This is a genomic window from Ruminococcus sp. AF37-20, assembly GCF_003460465.1.
GTDB lineage: Bacteria > Bacillota > Clostridia > Oscillospirales > Ruminococcaceae > Hominimerdicola > Hominimerdicola aceti.
In genome coordinates this window covers 104,829-123,249 of the sequence record NZ_QTVE01000004.1, presented here as the reverse complement: position 1 = coordinate 123,249, position 18,421 = coordinate 104,829, and the positions used below count along the sequence as shown (strand labels likewise).

Below are 18,421 nucleotides of genomic sequence, written 5' to 3'. Positions count from 1 at the left end.
AATATATTAATTTTATCATACTTTCATGAAGATTACAATAGATAATATGATTTTTTTGCGGTTTTTGCACCGCAGCAGACGTTTCCGCAGCGTCGGATCCCTAAATCAATGCGGAGGATTGGAGTAATATATATGAGAAACGGCCCTATCGGTCAGTATCTGGTACAGAAAGGTCTTATAACTGAAGAACAGCTTCAGGAAGTCCTTGCCAAACAGAAGGAGCAAAAGGGAAGACTTTTTGGTGATGTCATTATTGACATGAAGCTCGTTACCGATGTTCAGTTCTGTCAGGTCCTTGCCGAGCGACTGAATGTGTCTTATATCGACCTTGATAATACTGAGCTTATGCCTGATATAGTCAAGAAGATACCGGAGGCAACTGCAAGAAAGTATAACGTCATCGCAGTCAGCAAAATAGGCAAGCGTATGACCGTTGCAACTAATGACCCTATCAACTTCTATATTTTCGAGGATCTCCGTGTTATCACAGGCTGCAGCATAACACCTGTCCTTGCCACAAAGTCATCTATCAACCGTGCTATCGGTAAGATGTACTCAGAAGGTCAGGTTAACTCCGTTGTTGACGAAGCTACAAAGCAAAAAGAGGAAGAGCTTAACCTTGAAGAACTTAAGGATATCTCCGAGGAGAGAATCGAGAACGCTCCTATCGTTAAACTTGCTACCGCTATCGTCGAGAATGCCCAGCGTCAGGACGCAACGGATATACATATCGAGCCATTCAAGGATAAAACCGTTATCCGTATCCGTGTAAACGGCGACCTTATCGAGCTTATGACTCTTTCCGCCGCACTTCATACTTCGCTTGTTACCCGTTTCAAGATCTTGAGCGGCATGAATATCGCAGAAAAGCGTGTCCCGCAGGACGGCCGTATGTCACAGGTCGTTGACGGCACAACTCTTGACCTCCGTGTATCTAACCTTCCAATGGTGTACGGTGAAAAAGTCGTTCTCCGTATCCTCGCAACAGGCGATATGTCCCTTAGAAAAATAACCGACCTGGGTATGACCGAGTATAACTATAAGAGATTTGAGTCTTGCCTTAAAGTGCCACAGGGTGTTGTCCTTGTAACAGGCCCTACAGGTTCAGGTAAATCTACAACACTTTACGCCGCACTTGGCGAAATATCTAAACCAAGCAACAACGTTATCACTGTCGAAGACCCAGTCGAGAAAAAGATCGACGGCATAAACCAGTGCCAGATAAACGAAAAGGCAGGCATGACATTCGGTGCAGCCCTTCGTTCTATCCTCCGTCAGGACCCTGACATCATAATGGTCGGAGAAATGCGTGATGCTGAAACTGCCGAGATCGCTATCCGTGCCGCTATTACAGGACACCTTGTTCTGTCAACACTTCATACCAATGACGCCGCTTCTACTGTAACAAGACTTGTGGATATGGGCGTTGAGGCATACATGGTTGCAACCTCACTTATCGGTATCGTTGCTCAGCGTCTTACAAAGGTGCTTTGCCCTGAGTGCAAAAAGCCTAGAATGTCAACTGAGGAAGAAAACGAGCTTATGGGTCTTGACCATTCAGTGCAGGTGTACGACCCATGTGGCTGTCCAAAGTGCAATAACACAGGATATAAGGGAAGAACCGCTATCCATGAGATCCTTCTCGCAACACCGTCTATGCAGGCTCTTATCACAAGGGGAGCAAAAGCTGACGAAATTCAGGAGCTTGCAAAGAAAGAGGGCTGTCACCTGCTTCGTGACAACGTTTCAGAGCTTGTTCAGCAAGGCAAGACCTCAATGGACGAACTTATCCGTGTAACATATGCTGTATAAAAAAGAAATATATGGAGGTAAATTCTAATGGCAATCGACATTAACAAAATTCTTGATGAAGCAAGAGCCCTTGGCTGTTCCGACCTGCACTTCACCGTAGGTATTCCGCCGATAGTTAGACAGGGCGGTAACCTGAGAAAGCTTTCCTCATATCCTGATATGACCGAGATCGAAATTCTCAAAATATGTGAGGATATGTGTACAGATAAGCAGCGTCAGTCTATCAAAGACCATATTGATACCGACTTTACATATGTATCTTCAAGAGGTTTCCGTCACCGTGTAAACGTGTATCGTCAGAGAGGAAACACGGCCATCGCTCTCCGTCTTTTGAGAAACGATATCCCGACCCTTACCGACCTTGACCTGCCACCTATCCTTGCAGAGTTCTCAATGAGACCTCGTGGACTTGTGCTTGTAACAGGCCCTACCGGTTCAGGTAAGTCAACAACTCTTGCCGCAATGATCGACCATGTAAATATCCATAAATCAGCTCATATCATCACTATTGAGGATCCTATCGAGTATATGCACGCTCATAAGAGATGTATGGTAAACCAGAGAGAGATCGGACCTGACGTACCGAGCTTCTCACTTGCTCTCCGTGCTGCTCTCCGTGAGGACCCGGACATTATCCTCGTAGGAGAAATGCGTGACTTCGAGACTATCGAAGCTGCTGTTACCGCCGCTGAAACAGGACATCTTGTTATGAGTACACTTCATACAACGTCCGCACCGTCAACTATCGACCGTATTATCGACGTTTTCCCTGCACACCAGCAGCATCAGATCAGAACTCAGCTTGCTTCCGTTCTTGTAGGTATCTGTACTCAGACACTTTGCCGTACATTCGACGGCACAAGCCGTGTAGCTTGCTGTGAGATTCTTAATGCAACAGACTCTATCAAAGCTATGATCCGTGACGATAAGGTACACCTTATTGGTTCAGCAATGCAGACAGGTAAAGCAACAGGAATGCAGACCATGGATCAGGAGCTTGCAAAGCTCGTTCGTTCGAGGACGATCTCCATGGACGTTGCGCTTGAAAAGTGCGTAAACCCACAGGATCTCAAGAGATTTATCGCAGGCGGAGCATAAACCACAATATAAATAATAAAGAGCGTTTTTACCGAGAAAGTAAAAACGCTCTTTTTGTTTACCTTTTTGTCAGCCCTTGACCTCGTTATCCTTGTGCCAAACATTGTTGTAAAGAAAAACAAGCACGGCCATTGCAATGATAATGAAATATCCAAGAAAACTCCAGCCGTCAGGAATGTCGCCAAATAGGAAATATCCAAGGATAGTTGTGAATATCAACTGCGAGTAATCATAAACTGATATCTCCCTTGCAGGAGCGTGAGTGTAAGCCGCAGTTATAGCGAACTGTCCGCCTGCCGCACCTGCGCCAGCTCCCAATAAACAAAGTATTTGGAAAATCGTCATAGGGTGGAAATCTAATATTAGAAACGGCAGGGTGAACAAGCAGGAAAATCCCGAGAAGTATGCAACTATCACCGCACCATTTACTCCATGTTGTCCTAAGTATCTTACGCAAGCGTAAGCAAGTCCCGCTCCCATTCCTCCTAGAAAACCGACAAGGGCAGGGAAGAAGTCCACATTCTGAAAACTCGGCTTGATGATAAACAAGCTTCCTATAAATGCACAAACTACAGTGAAGCCCTGAAAGAAAGTCAGCCGTTCTTTAAGGAAAATAAAAGAGAAAATGATAACGAAAAACGGTGACATTTTGTTTAGCATGGAAGCGTCAGACAGCACAAGATGATCTATGGCATAAAAGTTTCCAAGCATTCCTAGCGTGCCGGCAAGTGCCCTCACAAAAATGACCGCATTGTTCTTTTTGCCCTCAATGTGAAAGCGTATGTGATTTTTCTTCAGCACTCCGATAGCGAAAAACAACGCCACAAAATTTCTGAAAAAGGTCTTTTGCACCGTCGGTAAGTCTCCCGAAAGCCGCACAAAAGCGAACATGAATGCAAATGAAAAAGCCGACAGAATAATGTAAATTATAGCCTTGTATTTACTTTTCACCGCTGTCGCCCCCATTCATGTGAAGGTGTTCACGCCGCAGCTCTTTTATAAGCTCGCCAACGTTCCAGCTTTGATTGTGTGCCGTGACAATGGCTTTCAGCTCCACTGCCGCACCTTTCTCCCTGAGCTTTTTCAGTATCGGGTCAAGCGACCTGCCGTCAATGCCTGAAAAAATAAGGCACTCGTCCGTGATGTCCTCGCCCTCTTTTTCAGACCTGACAAAGCCCTTGAAACCGCAAAGATATCCCACCTGCTGTCCCATTATCTCATTGTCAAAGAAAACAGCCTCCGCATTTTCGCTTTGAGCAATATCTTCAATGATATCACGCTTTTGCGAACTGATATTTATGCCGATTATCTTTTTCGGTATAGCACTTCTTATTCTTGACTTCATAAAATTACTCCTCAAATCGTACTATCTATATTATACCCCAATCTCATATTTTCTTCAAGAGCAAATATACAGAATTTTTACCCTCATTTGCCCCGATTTTATGTGTGAACGCAAAAAAAATCGCCCCGATCTCTCGGAGCGATGATTTTATTTAGTCATTAGAGTTCAATAATTACCTTGCCACTGAAGTTAGGAGCAATTTCAACAGTCTTGTCTGTGTTAGCCACAGCGATCTTGAAGCTTGCCTTTGTGTCAGTGTATTCGCACTCAATCTTGTTGCCGTGTCTTGTAGCTGTCAGCTCGAATACCTTGTTTGCCTCAGTGTCATAAATAGGGCAAACTGCACTCTTGCCGTCCTCAAGCTCGTAGATAGTGAATGTTGTGCCCTCAAGATAATCATACTCTATCTGTCTTTCAAAGTTGCCGTATGCAATAATGCTGTTTGGCTTAGCAAGAGCAGGAATCTCAAAGTATGAGCATTTGTGCTTATACCACTTGCCGCCCTCAAGAACCTTGCCGGTGATAATATCTGTCCACTTGCCCTCTGGAACATAGTATTCAGCGATACCCTCGTCATTAAGGATAGGAGCAACAAGAATGTTGTCGCCGAACATATACTGTCTGTCAAGCGTCAGGCAAGTTGGGTCGTCAGCAAAGTCGATGACCATTGCTCTCATTACAGGTACGCCGACCTCGTGTGTCTTGATAGCCTGAGCCCACAGATAAGGCATGAGCTTGCCCTTGAGCTTTGTGAAGAAGCGCAGAACGTCGCAGGACTCCTCGTCAAAGAGCCATGGCACTCTGTATGACTGGTTACCATGCAGTCTTGAATGTGATGAGAACATACCGAACGCAGCCCATCTCTTGTAAATGTCAGGTGTAGCAGTAGCCTCAAAGCCTGCCATGTCATGTGAAGTGTAGCCGAAGCCTGAGATACAAAGTGACAGACAGCCTCTTACAACCTCAGCCATTGAGTTGTAGTTGCCTGAGCAATCTCCGCCCCAGTGAACAGGGAACTTCTGGCCACCTGCTGTAGCAGAACGAGCAAACAAGCAAGCCTTGTTCTCTCCAAAATATTCTTTCAGTACATTGAATACACACTCATTATAAAGATATGTGTAGAAGTTGTGCATCTTGATAGGGTCAGAGCCGTCATAGTAAACAACATCTCTTGTAGGTATTCTCTCACCAAAGTCTGTCTTGAATGTGTCAACACCCATTTCGCAGAGCTTTCTCAGATATCCTGCATACCACTTGCAAGCCTCAGGATTAGTGAAGTCTACAATAGCCATACCAGGCTGCCACTCGTCGCACTGGAATACAGAGCCGTCAGTTTTCTTGATGAAGTAGCCGTTCTTCATACCCTCGTCAAAGAGCTTTGAACGCTGACCAACATATGGGTTGATCCATACGCAAGTTTTCAGACCCTTGTTCTCGTGAAGTCTCTTGAGCATTGCAGGTGGGTCAGGGAACTGTGACTTGTCCCATTCAAAGTTACACCACTCAAAGCCCTTCATCCAGAAGCAGTCAAAGTGGAATACCTGAAGAGGAATATCTCTCTCAGCCATGCCATCGATAAATGATGTGATAGTTTCCTCATCATATGTTGTTGTAAATGAAGTTGTGAGCCACAGACCAAATGAGAATGCAGGCGGCAGTGAAGGCTTGCCTGTAAGGTCAGTGTAGCCCTTGAGTACGTCAGTGAGGTTAGCACCGCCGAATACATAGTATTCAAGGCTCTCACCCGGAACTGTCATGGATACCTTAGAAACAGTGTCAGAGCAAACCTCGTATGAAACCTTGTCAGTGCTGTTTACGAATACACCGTACCCCTTTGAAGAAAGATAGAATGGGATAGACTTGTAAGACTGATCTGAGCAAGTGCCTCCGTCAGCGTTCCATATCTCAACGTTCTGACCGTTCTTAGTGAATGTTGTGAATTTCTCGCCGAAGCCGTAGAAATATTCGCCAACAGAAGTGTCAAACTGCTCTCTGATGTATGTTCTTGTAGGATCGGCAGGGTAGCTCCAGAATGTGTCGTCGAGCTGTGTCTGAAGTCTTGCCTGCTGCTTGTAAGCACTCTCGAAAATAACGCCTGTCGATCTCCAGCCACCACTTGTGAGTTTCTTATCCTTATAATAGTATGTGAAGCTCCAGTTTTCCTTAGAAACAACGAGCTTTGTGTCGCCTGTAACAAGTACGGCTTCCTTGTCTGTAACAGTTACCTGTGGCTTGAAGCCCTTGTCCTCGAGAACAAAGTGCGGACCATTGTCAACATGACCCTTGTGATGTGTGATGCTTACCTTTACGCAGTTCTCCTGAGTTGAAGTGTAAGCGATCTCAAGGTTTGCACTTCCGAGCATCATAGCTCTGTTGTATACAACGAAAGGTGTTGCCACAACGAGGAATCCGTTTTCGATCTCTTCGATCTCGAAAGCCTGATTTGCATAGTTTACTTCGTAGCCTCTCTGGTTAAGCCAGAAACCGTCAGCAAATTTCATGTAATAAACCCTCCTGTAAATTTAAAATAGTTTTCAGAATATAAAAAAATGAAAATTTTATCGGGAAGTCCGTTCCTCCCCTTATATGTATATTTTATAGCATATTTGCCTAAATTGCAATAGTAAAAAAGTGATTTGTGCGAGTATTTTAATGGATTGAGCATATTTTAATGTAAACATTTCATGAATTGATATTTACGCTATATAAATTTATTAAGATATATGTAAACCTTTACACAATACCCCAAAAAAAGCGGACGGCATAAAAGTCGTCCGCAGAAAAATCATATTCTTAATCAACTTTGCAAACGGGACGTCGAGGGTGCCGTCCCCTGCATATTGCCACGACTACTCAATACTAAGAAACTCATCAGGTATGTAAGACAAGCATTGCTCAACGCTCTCACGAGTGAAGCCCTCAACATAATTCTTGGCAAACAGCTCGTCAGTGTATTCCGCATAAGGATAAACAGTGCAGTTGTACCAATCGCCATAGTATGAATCACCCTCAAAGTGCGATATTATCGGTATCGCCTTAACGTTCTCGAATGTCACCTCATTGGTGTCAGGGTCTTTAACAACATTGAGCTTGCCAATAAGTCCCACAAGCGATTTTGTGTCATACATAGTCGAAATAAAGTTGCCCAAACCATAGTAAACGAACGCCTGTCCGCCATCAGGCTTGTCAAGATATCCGCAAGTGCTGATAGTGTGCGCCTGCGTGCCTATTATCAGGTCAGCACCCCACTCCACAAGCTTAGGTGTTATCTCCGTCTGCTGTTCGTTAAGCTCGTTCTGTATCTCTGTGCCGTAATGACATGAAACCACAACAACGTCCGCCATTTTGTCAGCCTCTTCTATCTGAGCCTTTATCTTGTCCTCTTCATCAAGATATATCACCTGAGCGCCGTCACCGCTGAGATAATTGCCGTTGGTGTGCTCCATGTATCCCAGAAAAGCGAACTTTATTCCGTTGACTTCCATGGTCTTGATAGTATCAGCGTCCTCCTGCGAACGATAAGCACCGTAATGCACAATGCCCTTTGTGTCCCAGTAATCAAGAGAGCTTATAAGCCCCTCTTCACCCTGGTCGAGAACATGATTGTTTGACATAGAAACCACATTGAAGCCCATGTCAACTATCTTGTCGCCCACAGCCGTCGGCGATGCGAACATAGGATAGCTTTGTGGTTCAACGCTGTCTGTAACAAGCGTTTCCTGATTGATTATAGCCACATCAGTGCCTTCTATGTACTTTGTAACGTGTTCATAAGCCTGCGTGAAATCATATTTTTCACCACCGCCAAGCTTTAGCGCCTCATTATAAATGTTGTCGTGTATAAGGTTGTCGCCCACGCAAACCAGCGAGCAGGTGTAGCTTGGCTGTTCCTTTTCTTCATTCACCTCGACCTCTTTTTTACTGGAGCTGTCCTTAGTTTTTTTGACTTCCGCTTTGCTCTCGGTTTCGGTCACTGTCAAAGCGTTTCCGTCAAGCTTGCTTGTGTCAAGCTTACCGCATGATACAGCACTCATCGACAACACCGCCGAAAGAACCACCATTGTGATCTTATTGTATAAAAGTCTGTACTTCATATAAATTCCTCTCATAACATCTTAAAAAAATACAAATTTACTTATAGTTTAATTTTAACACATTTTTAAATAATAATCAAGTCAAATTTTCAAAATGTCGAATGCTTTATGTTGACCTATATATTATAATGTATTATAATAAAAATATAACAATTTGTACAAATATTTGTTTATGTGTACAAAAATTTTCCCCACAAGTATTAAATTGTATGCTATAATAAAAGAACATAGATCAACTTATATATCTAAAAGGAGAAATGACCATGGAATATTACGCACACACCCGTGAGGACGGTGAAAGGCAAACTGTAAAAGCCCACCTCACAGGAGTAAGTGAAAAAGCAGAAATATTTTCAGTAGACCTTTTGAAGTCCCTGACCAAAAAAGTGGGTATGTATCACGATATAGGTAAGTATGCTCTTAACTTTCAGAAACGTCTTGATGATGACAAAGTAAAATTCAGCCATGCTGCCTGCGGAGCGATAGAGTATAAAACACTTGCAGATAAAAACGACTGTTTCGCACCCCTTATGGAGTATTGCATCGCAGGACACCACACAGGACTTATGGATGGCGGCACAGATGCCGACAACTCCGACAGCCCGACTCTTAGCGGCACTTTAAAAAGAGAAAATGAATACACAGGCGATAATGACTACAGCGCATACGCCACTGAAATAGAATTTGCCACCCTAACTCAGGAAGAAATAACACCGCCATTAAATGAACTGCTTTCTGCAAAAGACCCCACCGAGCTTATAGAACGTTACGCTTTTTTCACCAAGTACGTGTTCTCTTGCTTGACAGACGCAGACTTTCTCGATACCGAAAGATTTTGCAATAAAAATGTTGAACGTGGCATGAGCGGTGATTTTGAAAAGGCACTTGATAAACTGAACAGAGAATTAAGCAATATGCCGTCAAATACTCCATTAAGGCAAGCAAGAAGCCGTATTCAGCAACAAGCTTTTGATAATTCGGTCAATAAAAGTCATATTTCAATTCTTGATATGCCAACAGGTAGTGGAAAAACCTTATGTAGTTTGAAACTAGCCTTAGAGAGCGGAAAGAAGAGAATCATATACGTCATACCTTACACAAGTATAATAGAACAGACCGCTAATAAGTTTGAAAAAATGTTCGGCGACGTTCTCCCTGTCCTACAGCACCATTCAAACTATTCCTATGACGGCAACACAGAGGAAGAAAAGAAAACCGCAGAGAAGCTCAAAAGGACCTGCGAAAATTGGGACGCACCACTTATAATCACCACAAGCGTGCAATTTTTCCAATCCATATACCATTATAAAGGTTCAGCACTGCGAAAGCTTCACAATCTCCGTGACAGCGTGATAGTTTTTGATGAAATACACCTTATTCCAACAGAACTTCTTCGCCCCTGTCTTAAAGCTGTGGGCTATATAACAAAGTATCTTAACAGCGAAGCCCTTTTTCTCTCCGCCACAATGCCAGATTATTCTAAGCTTTTTGATAAGTTCCTGCCTGATGTGAACTATAATAAGCTTGTTACCGACCGAACCAATTTTAAGTATTTCAAGAAATGCGAATATAAAGACATGGGCAAAACCTCTCTTGAAAACATTGCCGAGAAAGCCTCTCGGTGTAAAAATGCCCTGATCGTTGTGAATACCAAGAAAACAGCGGCGGAGCTTTATAAGCTCCTTCAATGTGAAAAATATCACCTTTCCGCCAATATGACCCCGGCCCACAGAAGCCATGTCATAGAAGTAGTAAGAAATAAGCTTGAAAATGGCGAGCATATCACAGTAGTTTCAACTTCACTTGTAGAAGCAGGCGTTGACCTTGACTTTAACACAGTTTTCCGCCAGCTTTCAGGTTTAGATAGTATTTTGCAGGCAGGGGGCAGATGTAATCGTGAGGGTAAAGATGACAAGGGCTATGTGTACGTTTTTGACATTGACGAAAAATACCGCAAGGGAAGCGACCTTTCCATGCGAATTAACAAGACCAAAGGTTTGCTGGAAAAGTACCAAGACATAACTTCCTATGATTGTATTAAAGAATACTACGACGGCATTTTCGACTTCAACCAAAGTCGTATAGCTGAAAACTCTATTGCGAAATATAACGAACAAAGCAACTCATTCGACCGCCAAGGCTTAATGTCACCATACAGCATACCCTTCCGAAGCTATGCAATGCAGTTTGAATACATCTCGGCCGACACTATCTCTATCGTTATCGACGATATCGGCGATAATACTTGCCATGAACTTGTTGAAACCTTGCGTAAGGGTGATATGTCAGTAAGAAGAGCATTGCAGAAATATTCAGTGTCCGTCTATATGAACGTTTTCAAGGATCTCTATTCTCAGGGGGTGCTTAACGATCACGGCACAGGAATATTTATTCTTGAAAATCAAAGCTACTATAATAATGAAACAGGTTTGAACACCCAAGCCGCAATGCAGGATTATTTCATCTAAAACAAATGGCAGGCTGCCACCAAGACAGTCTGCCGCTTGCCGTGTTCCGTATCGTACCGAATACGAATATTTTTCAACTCACATATGCGTAAAGCATAGACAAATATATTATACAAACATTAGTTTAAAAAGTCAACGTTTTTATACCACAAACCATTGAACGTAGAATTGTGAAATATGCCAAAAAACCGACACTTTTTTTATACATGAAAACTATTGACATTTTATTCATAATGGTGTATCATATATGTAGAGCGAAAGCATTGTACCAAATACTAATATAAGCTTAAAAGGAGTGATGTAAAAATGAGCTATGGTTTTAAGATCATCGTGACAGGTGACTACGCTTGCTTTTCAAGACCTGAAATGAAAGTTGAGAGGGTAAGTTACGACGTACCCACCCCAAGCGCACTGGAGGGGCTTATCAAATCGGTGTATTGGAAGCCTGCCGTGCGCTATCAGATAAACAAAATAGTGGTGTTCAACCCTATCGAGTTTACCAATATCCGACGAAACGAGGTCAAAGATAAGCTGTTGTTATCATCAGTGAAACAGCAAATGAAAGGCGGAGGCTCGGCGGAGATGTACACCTCGGAGATACGAAGTCAGCGTGCGGCAATGGTGTTGAAAAACGTGAAATACGGTATCGAGTTCACGTTTGAGCGCACCTATCTTAAATCAGACCACCCAGACGAATCCGATGAAAAGCATTATAACATAATGCTCAGACGTCTCAGAAACGGCCAGCATTTCAGACAGCCTTGCCTTGGCTGCCGAGAATTTGCGGTAAAAAGTATCGAGCTTGTTGACGATTTTGGCCTTACGCAGATAGCGCCGCAAAATATGGGCGATAAAGACCTTGGCTTTATGCTTTACGGCATGAAGTTTGAGGACGGAGGCAAGCCTGTCAATAATGATTGGAATGACCCTAAGTTTTCTGACAAGGCCGACGCAGTTTTCTACCGCCCGCATATGATAGACGGTGTTATCGATGTTGCAAAATACAGGGAGGAGATTAAATGCTGATTAAAGCCTTGTGCGATTACAGTGCTTTGCAGGAGAATAAAACTCCTGCAGGCTATTGTAAGCAAGCCATACACTTTGAAATTCTTCTTACCCCCGAGGGCAAGGTAGCTGCGATAAATGATGTAAAAGAGCCGAAGATCATTAATTTGAAGAATGGCAAAACTAAAACGAATTACGTTCCGATAATGGAACAGCTCCCTGTAAGAACGCAGAAACCGGGCATAGACAAAAACACGATCGAACACAGACCACTCTACATATTCGGTCTGAACTATGATAAAGGAACTTTGACCCCTACAGACGCTACCAACAAAGCGGCAAAATCCCACAAATGCTTTTGCGAATGGAATGAGAAGTTCTTTGAGAATATCGACTCACCTATCTGCAAAGCCTATCTTAATTTTATCCGTACATGGGAACCTGAGCAGGAGACCCAAAACCCACATCTTCTTGCTTTAGGCAAGGAGTATTCAAGCTCCTACTATGAGTTTGGACTTGACGGCTCTCCTGAAATAAAACTTCACAATGACAGCAAATTCAAAGCTGCCTATGAGGATTATCTCGCCCAGCTTAACGCCGACAGCGACAGTGACGATACCGAACTATCCACCTGTTCCATTCTTGGTGAGAAGCTCCCGCAAGCCCGTATCCATGATAAAATAAAGGGTATCAAAGGCGGAATGTCCTCAGGCTGTGTCCTCGTTGGCATGAAAGAATCTGCCTTTGAATCCTATGGCAAGAAGCAGTCATATAACAGCAATGTTTCTGAGAAAGCCATGAAAATGTATACCTCTGCGTTTAATTCTCTACTTGCTGACAGAAGCCATTACAAGACTTTTGATGACATGACTATCGTCTATTTCGCAATGAAGAAGAACGATGCAGAAGAGTGCAATATGTTTGCCGGTATGTTCAGCGGATTTGAGGACGAATTAAATAAAACCGTTGTGACCGAAGCCGACCGAAACATAAACACTGTCATGACCCAGCTTAAACAGGGCAGGACAGCCGATATGCCTTATGACCCTAACGTAGAATTTTACGTTGCAGGCTTTACCCCAAACAGTTCAAGAATATCCCAGAAGTTCATCTTCCACGATAAGTTCGGCAGGATATTTGACAATGTACTCAAACATCAGCAGGATATCTCATTCACTGAGGGTCAGCGGCAAGTAAGCATTGAGCGTATCAAGCGTGAGCTTATCTCACCAAAATCGTCCAAGGAAACAGTTCCGCCGCCTCTCACAGCCGCACTTTTTGAAGCCATACTCAAAGGCACAAGATACCCTGACGAACTGCTTTCCACAGTAATAACAAGGGTCAAGAGCGACAGCGACGAGGAGAACAACCATTTTATAAAACTCAATGATACAAGGGCAGGCTTGATAAAAGGCTGCATAAACCGTAAGCAAAATAAGGAGGAGATCAAAATGTCATTAGACCTTGAAAACAAAAATCAGGCTTATCTCTGCGGAAGACTTTTCGCAGTGCTTGAAAAGATCCAGCAGGACGCTTCAGGCGGAGGACTTAACAGAACTATCAAGGACTCGTACTTTGCTTCTGCGTGCTCAAAACCGTCAACGGTTTTCCCGAAGCTGTATAAGCTTTCGCAAAACCATATCAAGAAGCTTTCAAGCCCGATATTCTATAACAAACTCTGCGGAGAGATACTTGACGGACTAGACGGCAAATTCCCGTCCACCCTCTCCCTTGACGATCAGGGCAGATTTATTGTAGGATATGCACAGCAGAATAAAGCTCTTTACACCAAAAAATCAGAAGAATAAAGAAAGGACGAAATATTATGGAAAATGCAATCAAGAACAGGTATGAATTTGTAATGCTTTTTGACGTTGAGAACGGCAACCCAAACGGCGACCCTGACGCAGGCAATATGCCTAGAACAGACCCCGAAACAAGCCTTGGTATCGTTACAGACGTGTGCCTTAAGAGAAAGATAAGGAACTTTGTAGAGCTTACCAAAGAGGGCGAAGCAGGCTGCAATATCCTCATCAAGGCAGACAAAGCCCTTAATACAAAATTCACCGAAGCCTATAATGCCCTTGGTCTTGCAACAAAGCAGAAAGGCAAAAATCCTGATGATGTTAAGCAGGCTCGTGACTATATCTGTCAGAACTATTTTGATGTAAGAACATTCGGTGCAGTAATGAGTACAGGCGACGATCCATGCGGCATTGTAAGAGGTCCTGTACAGCTCAACTTTGCAAGAAGTATCGACCCTGTTTTTGCTCAGGATATCACAATCACAAGACAGGCAAGAACAACAGAAGACAGACAGCAGAGCGGTGAGACCGAAATGGGTAAAAAGAGCATAATCCCATACGCTCTCTATCGTGGCGAGGGCTATGTTTCCGCAATGCTCGCTCAGAAGATAACAGGCTTTAGCGAGGACGACCTTGAGCTTCTTTGGACATCTATTATCAATATGTTCGAGCATGACAGAAGCGCCGCAAGAGGAAAGCTCTGTATGCGTAAGCTTATCGTGTTCAAGCATGACTCCGCCTTGGGCAATGCCCCTGCACATATCCTCTTTGACAAGGTGTCAGTTAAGCGCAAAGACGGCGTGACAACTCCAAGACATTACTCAGATTATGACATCATTATAGATAAGGATATGCCTGAGGGCGTTACCCTTATTGAAAAGCTCTGATGAGCGAAGATGTAACTATCAATATCCGTGACATACAGCATTATATGTATTGTCCACGCAGGTTTGCTCTTTTAGAAGTTAATGACGACTGGGCTGAAAACGCCTTTGTCGTCAAAGCAAACCTCCTCCATGAGAACGTTCACAGCGGCGAGCGCAACTTTGAAAATAAGCGTAAGATCGTCCGAAGCGACGTGTCAGTGTATAATGATGACCCTAAGTACAATATTTTCGGAGTTGTAGATTGTATTGAGTTCGTTCGTGACAAATGCGGCGACTATATAGATACCCTGGACGGCACATTCCGTGTGGAAATTGTGGAGTATAAACCCACCAGACCCAAAGCAGGGGAGTTCAATCAGACCGACGCTATACAAGTCTATGCGCAGAAGCTTTGCGTGGATAACGTATTTCATTGCAATAGCCGATGTTTTCTGTACTATGCAGATGTGCGCAGACGATCAGAATTGCCCTTTGATACTCAGGGCGCAGAGTATGATAAAATGCTTTGCGACTATCTTGGAAAAATGCGTGAGATACTTGCAGCGGATATTATTCCAAAGCGTGTAAAAGGTCAGAAATGTTCAGGCTGTTCACTGTCGGATATGTGCTTTCCAAAAGTGAAGAAATATAGCGTGAAAAATACGATTTTCTCCATGAACGGAGGTGAAAACAATGCGTAAACTGCTCAATTCACTTTATATTCTCGAAGAAACTGCCTACCTCACACTTGACGGCGAAAACATAGTGTGCAGGGCAGAGGACAGCGAGAAGTTCCGTGTGCCTTTTACCAATATCGAGGATATCTATATTTTCAGCTATTCGGGCTGTTCACCTGCGCTTATGGGCAAGTGTGCAGAATATGGCATAGCCGTTAATTTTATTTCTCCTCAAGGTAAATTTCTCGCAAGAGTTCAGGGCAAAACAAAGGGCAACGTCTATCTGAGAAAAGAGCAGTTTGAGCTTTTTTCTATTCCTCAGATCGACCTTATCAGGAATACTGTCGCCGCAAAGCTTTCAAATACACGTTATCTTATCAGACGTTCGCTCCACGATAACCCGGATATAAACAGTGACGGAGCGCTTACAGATTGTATAAAATATCTTGAAAACGGCATAAAGACCGTCTATGAAACTGCCGATAAAGATATCATCATGGGTATAGAGGGAAGCTGTGCAAAGGCATATTTTGATATATTTGACCGACTGATACTCCACCAAAAAGAAGATTTTTACCTTGCCAACCGCACCAAACGCCCACCTCTCGACAGAGTAAACGCCATGCTCTCGTTTCTGTATACTATCGCAATTTCATCATATACATCAGCACTTGAAAGCGTAGGACTTGATAGCTGCCTCGGCTTTTACCACGCCCTGCGTTCAGGCAGAAGCAGCTTGTCCTGCGACCTTGTAGAGGAATTTCGTTGCGTGGTGGAGCGACTTGTGCTTACCATGATAAACTTGAAAATGATAAAGCCCGAGGACTTTGAAACTCAGGTCAGTGGCGCAGTATACCTCTCCAAAGAGGGCAAGAAAAAAGTCCTCACCGCATGGCAGGAGCGTAAGCGCACAAGCATAGTCCACCCATATCTGGGCGAAAAGATACAGCAAGGGCTACTCCCGTATGTGCAAAGCTCGCTTCTCGCAAAATATATCCGTGGCGAGCTAGATGAGTACCCGAACTATCTGCTGAAATAGAGGTGATATAAATGATGACCTTAGTAAGCTATGATGTATCAACAACAGATAATAAGGGTAAAACAAGGCTTAGAAAAGTAGCCAAAGAGTGTCAAAATTATGGTCAGCGAGTGCAGAACAGCGTGTTTGAAATAGACGTAGACTATGGCACTTTTCTGAAAGTGAAAGATAAACTTCTGAATATAATAGACCCAAAGCATGATAGTCTGCGGATATATTACTTAGGAAACAATTGGAAACATAGAATAGAACACTACGGCACCAAAGAGACCTATGACCCCGAAGGCGTCCTAATATTTTGACCAGCGTACCCCAAGTGATCCACAAATCCCTAGTAAGTTCGCATGAAAATGCCATGCTATTTGTGAATGCACAGTGAACAAAATCAAGTCGATACCCATTAAATAAAAAAATAAGTCCGCATCACGTTGAGCAAGCACCAGATATACACAACATCAAGGGTCACGCTCCACGTGAGCGTGTGAGTTGAAATGTACTTCCTGTTCCAGAAGTTGAGATAGAAGAATGTCACGCTCCACGTGAGCGTGTGAGTTGAAATGTCATATGCTCTAACGCGATAGTTTCCGCTAGGCGTCACGCTCCACGTGAGCGTGTGAGTTGAAATTGACCGTTCGCAGGCGGTTAAGAGTTCATTTCCGTCACGCTCCACGTGAGCGTGTGAGTTGAAATTGATATAAAACAGGCTGTATATATGCAAATGTCCTGTCACGCTCCACGTGAGCGTGTGAGTTGAAATTGACAGCTTCGAGCGTAAATCACTTGCACCACTTCGTCACGCTCCACGTGAGCGTGTGAGTTGAAATATTTCCTCATTTACTAATAGGGCCGGCCTAGATCGTCACGCTCCACGTGAGCGTGTGAGTTGAAATGATAGAGTTGGCTATCAAAGATTAAGCTAACAAAAAGTCACGCTCCACGTGAGCGTGTGAGTTGAAATCGTATTCTCATAACTGTATCCTCCTGACTAAAAGTCACGCTCCACGTGAGCGTGTGAGTTGAAATCTTCGATAAACAAGGTATCAAACTTGCCATTCTGGTCACGCTCCACGTGAGCGTGTGAGTTGAAATCTGTTCATCGTATAGTGCTTCAATAAGCCGTTTGTCACGCTCCACGTGAGCGTGTGAGTTGAAATATAAACAAGCTTGTCCTTATCAACTTGCGCACCAGTCACGCTCCACGTGAGCGTGTGAGTTGAAATAAAATCATCATAAGCAACGTCAAGACGAGATATGTCACGCTCCACGTGAGCGTGTGAGTTGAAATGTTTCTTTGCCCAGTTAACATAATCTGCTACAACGTCACGCTCCACGTGAGCGTGTGAGTTGAAATATTACATTAGGCAAGCTATATCTGGAAGCCTGAATGTCACGCTCCACGTGAGCGTGTGAGTTGAAATAACATGGGGTTGATAGAAAACACACCGATAGGCGTCACGCTCCACGTGAGCGTGTGAGTTGAAATTTGTGACGCACTGGACGGCCTAGCGGTGATATTGTCACGCTCCACGTGAGCGTGTGAGTTGAAATTACAATTTCTTGAAATTTAGTTTCGTCAGCGTTGTCACGCTCCACGTGAGCGTGTGAGTTGAAATGCCATTCAGGGGAAATTTCAACGCTGATATTTGTACGTCACGCCCCACGTGAGCGTGTGAGTTGAAATATTGTGGTTATAGCATATTTCGCCAAAAAATGCAGGTCACGCTCCACGTGAGCGTGTGAGTTGAAATGTTGAGCTATAATATCTGTGCCTGAGTTATTAATAACACGTCACGCTCCACGTGAGCGTGTGAGTTGAAATGCAGTCAGCGTTTTGGTAAATTCTGCGTTGTACATGTCACGCTCCACGTGAGCGTGTGAGTTGAAATTGCTTCCACCACGTTGACGAGGTTGACGGAGATAGTCACGCTCCACGTGAGCGTGTGAGTTGAAATTGGAAAGCGTTCAAGTATTCTCTGATACGTCCTAGTCACGCTCCACGTGAGCGTGTGAGTTGAAATTTCAGACAGACACATCATGCAAGACAACACGCCTGTCACGCTCCACGTGAGCGTGTGAGTTGAAATTTATGGGAATCAATGAAGATTTACGCATAATCGGGTCACGCTCCACGTGAGCGTGTGAGTTGAATACGTGGCGCAGACCATAGAGAAGCAGTCACGCTCCACGTTAGAATATGGTTAGTAATCTGTAT

The 18,421-nt window shown here is 43.8% G+C and carries 13 protein-coding genes and 1 CRISPR repeat array; of the genes, 9 read left to right on the top strand and 4 right to left on the bottom strand.

All coding sequences use genetic code 11. From position 1 onward, the window contains the following. Positions 1-132: 132 nt before the first annotated feature. Positions 133-1,812 carry a GspE/PulE family protein gene (locus DW015_RS03995; RefSeq protein WP_117904380.1) on the top strand — a complete coding sequence of 560 codons (1,680 nt, stop codon included), beginning with the start codon at positions 133-135 and terminating at the stop codon, positions 1,810-1,812. 27 nt (positions 1,813-1,839) lie between these two features. Further along, the gene (locus DW015_RS03990) at positions 1,840-2,910 is read left to right on the top strand and encodes a type IV pilus twitching motility protein PilT (RefSeq protein ID WP_022286804.1); all 1,071 of its coding nucleotides are present in this window, start codon (positions 1,840-1,842) and stop codon (positions 2,908-2,910) included. Between the two features lie 69 nt (positions 2,911-2,979). On the opposite strand, the gene DW015_RS03985 is transcribed toward DW015_RS03990, so the two are convergent. From DW015_RS03985 to DW015_RS03970, 4 genes are all read right to left on the bottom strand, one after another. Then, the gene (locus tag DW015_RS03985; protein ID WP_242993214.1) at positions 2,980-3,861 is read right to left on the bottom strand and encodes a DMT family transporter; all 882 of its coding nucleotides are present in this window, start codon (positions 3,859-3,861) and stop codon (positions 2,980-2,982) included. Beyond that, positions 3,851-4,255 (bottom strand): DUF3783 domain-containing protein, encoded by a 405-nt coding sequence (locus tag DW015_RS03980; RefSeq protein WP_117904376.1) that lies wholly within the window; start codon positions 4,253-4,255, stop codon positions 3,851-3,853. Before DW015_RS03980 ends, DW015_RS03985 begins: the two co-directional genes overlap by 11 nt. A gap of 158 nt (positions 4,256-4,413) precedes the next feature. Continuing rightward, entirely contained in the window at positions 4,414-6,756 is a 2,343-nt protein-coding gene (yicI, locus tag DW015_RS03975; RefSeq protein ID WP_046441435.1) for an alpha-xylosidase, read from the bottom strand. 348 nt (positions 6,757-7,104) lie between these two features. Beyond that, entirely contained in the window at positions 7,105-8,349 is a 1,245-nt protein-coding gene (locus tag DW015_RS03970; protein ID WP_117904374.1) for a CapA family protein, read from the bottom strand. 263 nt (positions 8,350-8,612) lie between these two features. Here DW015_RS03970 and cas3 point away from each other — a divergent pair, with 263 nt between their 5' ends. The 7 genes from cas3 (at position 8,613) to cas2 (ending at position 16,511) form a co-directional block, all read left to right on the top strand. After that, entirely contained in the window at positions 8,613-10,817 is a 2,205-nt protein-coding gene (gene cas3 / locus DW015_RS03965; protein WP_181979826.1) for a CRISPR-associated helicase Cas3', read from the top strand. Between the two features lie 306 nt (positions 10,818-11,123). Continuing rightward, the gene (gene cas5c, locus DW015_RS03960) at positions 11,124-11,843 is read left to right on the top strand and encodes a type I-C CRISPR-associated protein Cas5c (protein WP_117904370.1); all 720 of its coding nucleotides are present in this window, start codon (positions 11,124-11,126) and stop codon (positions 11,841-11,843) included. Continuing rightward, positions 11,837-13,630, top strand: coding sequence for a type I-C CRISPR-associated protein Cas8c/Csd1 (gene cas8c / locus DW015_RS03955; RefSeq protein ID WP_117904369.1), 1,794 nt, complete (start codon positions 11,837-11,839; stop codon positions 13,628-13,630). The genes cas5c and cas8c overlap by 7 nt, the downstream gene beginning before the upstream one ends. A gap of 17 nt (positions 13,631-13,647) precedes the next feature. Beyond that, positions 13,648-14,514 carry a type I-C CRISPR-associated protein Cas7/Csd2 gene (cas7c, locus tag DW015_RS03950; RefSeq protein ID WP_117904367.1) on the top strand — a complete coding sequence of 289 codons (867 nt, stop codon included), beginning with the start codon at positions 13,648-13,650 and terminating at the stop codon, positions 14,512-14,514. Further along, a complete protein-coding gene (cas4, locus tag DW015_RS03945; RefSeq protein ID WP_117897006.1) occupies positions 14,514-15,194 on the top strand; it encodes a CRISPR-associated protein Cas4 in 681 nt (226 codons plus the stop codon). The genes cas7c and cas4 overlap by 1 nt, the downstream gene beginning before the upstream one ends. After that, positions 15,187-16,209, top strand: a complete 1,023-nt coding sequence (cas1c, locus tag DW015_RS03940) for a type I-C CRISPR-associated endonuclease Cas1c (RefSeq protein WP_117904365.1) — start codon at positions 15,187-15,189, stop codon at positions 16,207-16,209. Before cas4 ends, cas1c begins: the two co-directional genes overlap by 8 nt. A gap of 11 nt (positions 16,210-16,220) precedes the next feature. Beyond that, positions 16,221-16,511 (top strand): CRISPR-associated endonuclease Cas2, encoded by a 291-nt coding sequence (gene cas2, locus DW015_RS03935; RefSeq protein WP_117904363.1) that lies wholly within the window; start codon positions 16,221-16,223, stop codon positions 16,509-16,511. 159 nt (positions 16,512-16,670) lie between these two features. Next, a CRISPR array of direct repeats spans positions 16,671-18,415; the repeat unit is 32 nt; unit sequence GTCACGCTCCACGTGAGCGTGTGAGTTGAAAT. Positions 18,416-18,421: the final 6 nt, after the last annotated feature.

Excerpts from the sequence above, each read along its gene's own strand:
- DW015_RS03995 (WP_117904380.1), top strand. The coding sequence starts at position 133 with ATGAGAAACGGCCCTATCGGTCAGTATCTGGTACAGAAAGGTCTTATA.
- DW015_RS03990 (WP_022286804.1), top strand. The coding sequence starts at position 1,840 with ATGGCAATCGACATTAACAAAATTCTTGATGAAGCAAGAGCCCTTGGC.
- DW015_RS03980 (WP_117904376.1), bottom strand. The coding sequence starts at position 4,255 with ATGAAGTCAAGAATAAGAAGTGCTATACCGAAAAAGATAATCGGCATA.
- yicI (WP_046441435.1), bottom strand. The coding sequence starts at position 6,756 with ATGAAATTTGCTGACGGTTTCTGGCTTAACCAGAGAGGCTACGAAGTA.
- DW015_RS03970 (WP_117904374.1), bottom strand. The coding sequence starts at position 8,349 with ATGAAGTACAGACTTTTATACAATAAGATCACAATGGTGGTTCTTTCG.
- cas3 (WP_181979826.1), top strand. The coding sequence starts at position 8,613 with ATGGAATATTACGCACACACCCGTGAGGACGGTGAAAGGCAAACTGTA.
- cas5c (WP_117904370.1), top strand. The coding sequence starts at position 11,124 with ATGAGCTATGGTTTTAAGATCATCGTGACAGGTGACTACGCTTGCTTT.
- cas8c (WP_117904369.1), top strand. The coding sequence starts at position 11,837 with ATGCTGATTAAAGCCTTGTGCGATTACAGTGCTTTGCAGGAGAATAAA.
- cas7c (WP_117904367.1), top strand. The coding sequence starts at position 13,648 with ATGGAAAATGCAATCAAGAACAGGTATGAATTTGTAATGCTTTTTGAC.
- cas4 (WP_117897006.1), top strand. The coding sequence starts at position 14,514 with ATGAGCGAAGATGTAACTATCAATATCCGTGACATACAGCATTATATG.
- cas1c (WP_117904365.1), top strand. The coding sequence starts at position 15,187 with ATGCGTAAACTGCTCAATTCACTTTATATTCTCGAAGAAACTGCCTAC.
- cas2 (WP_117904363.1), top strand. The coding sequence starts at position 16,221 with ATGATGACCTTAGTAAGCTATGATGTATCAACAACAGATAATAAGGGT.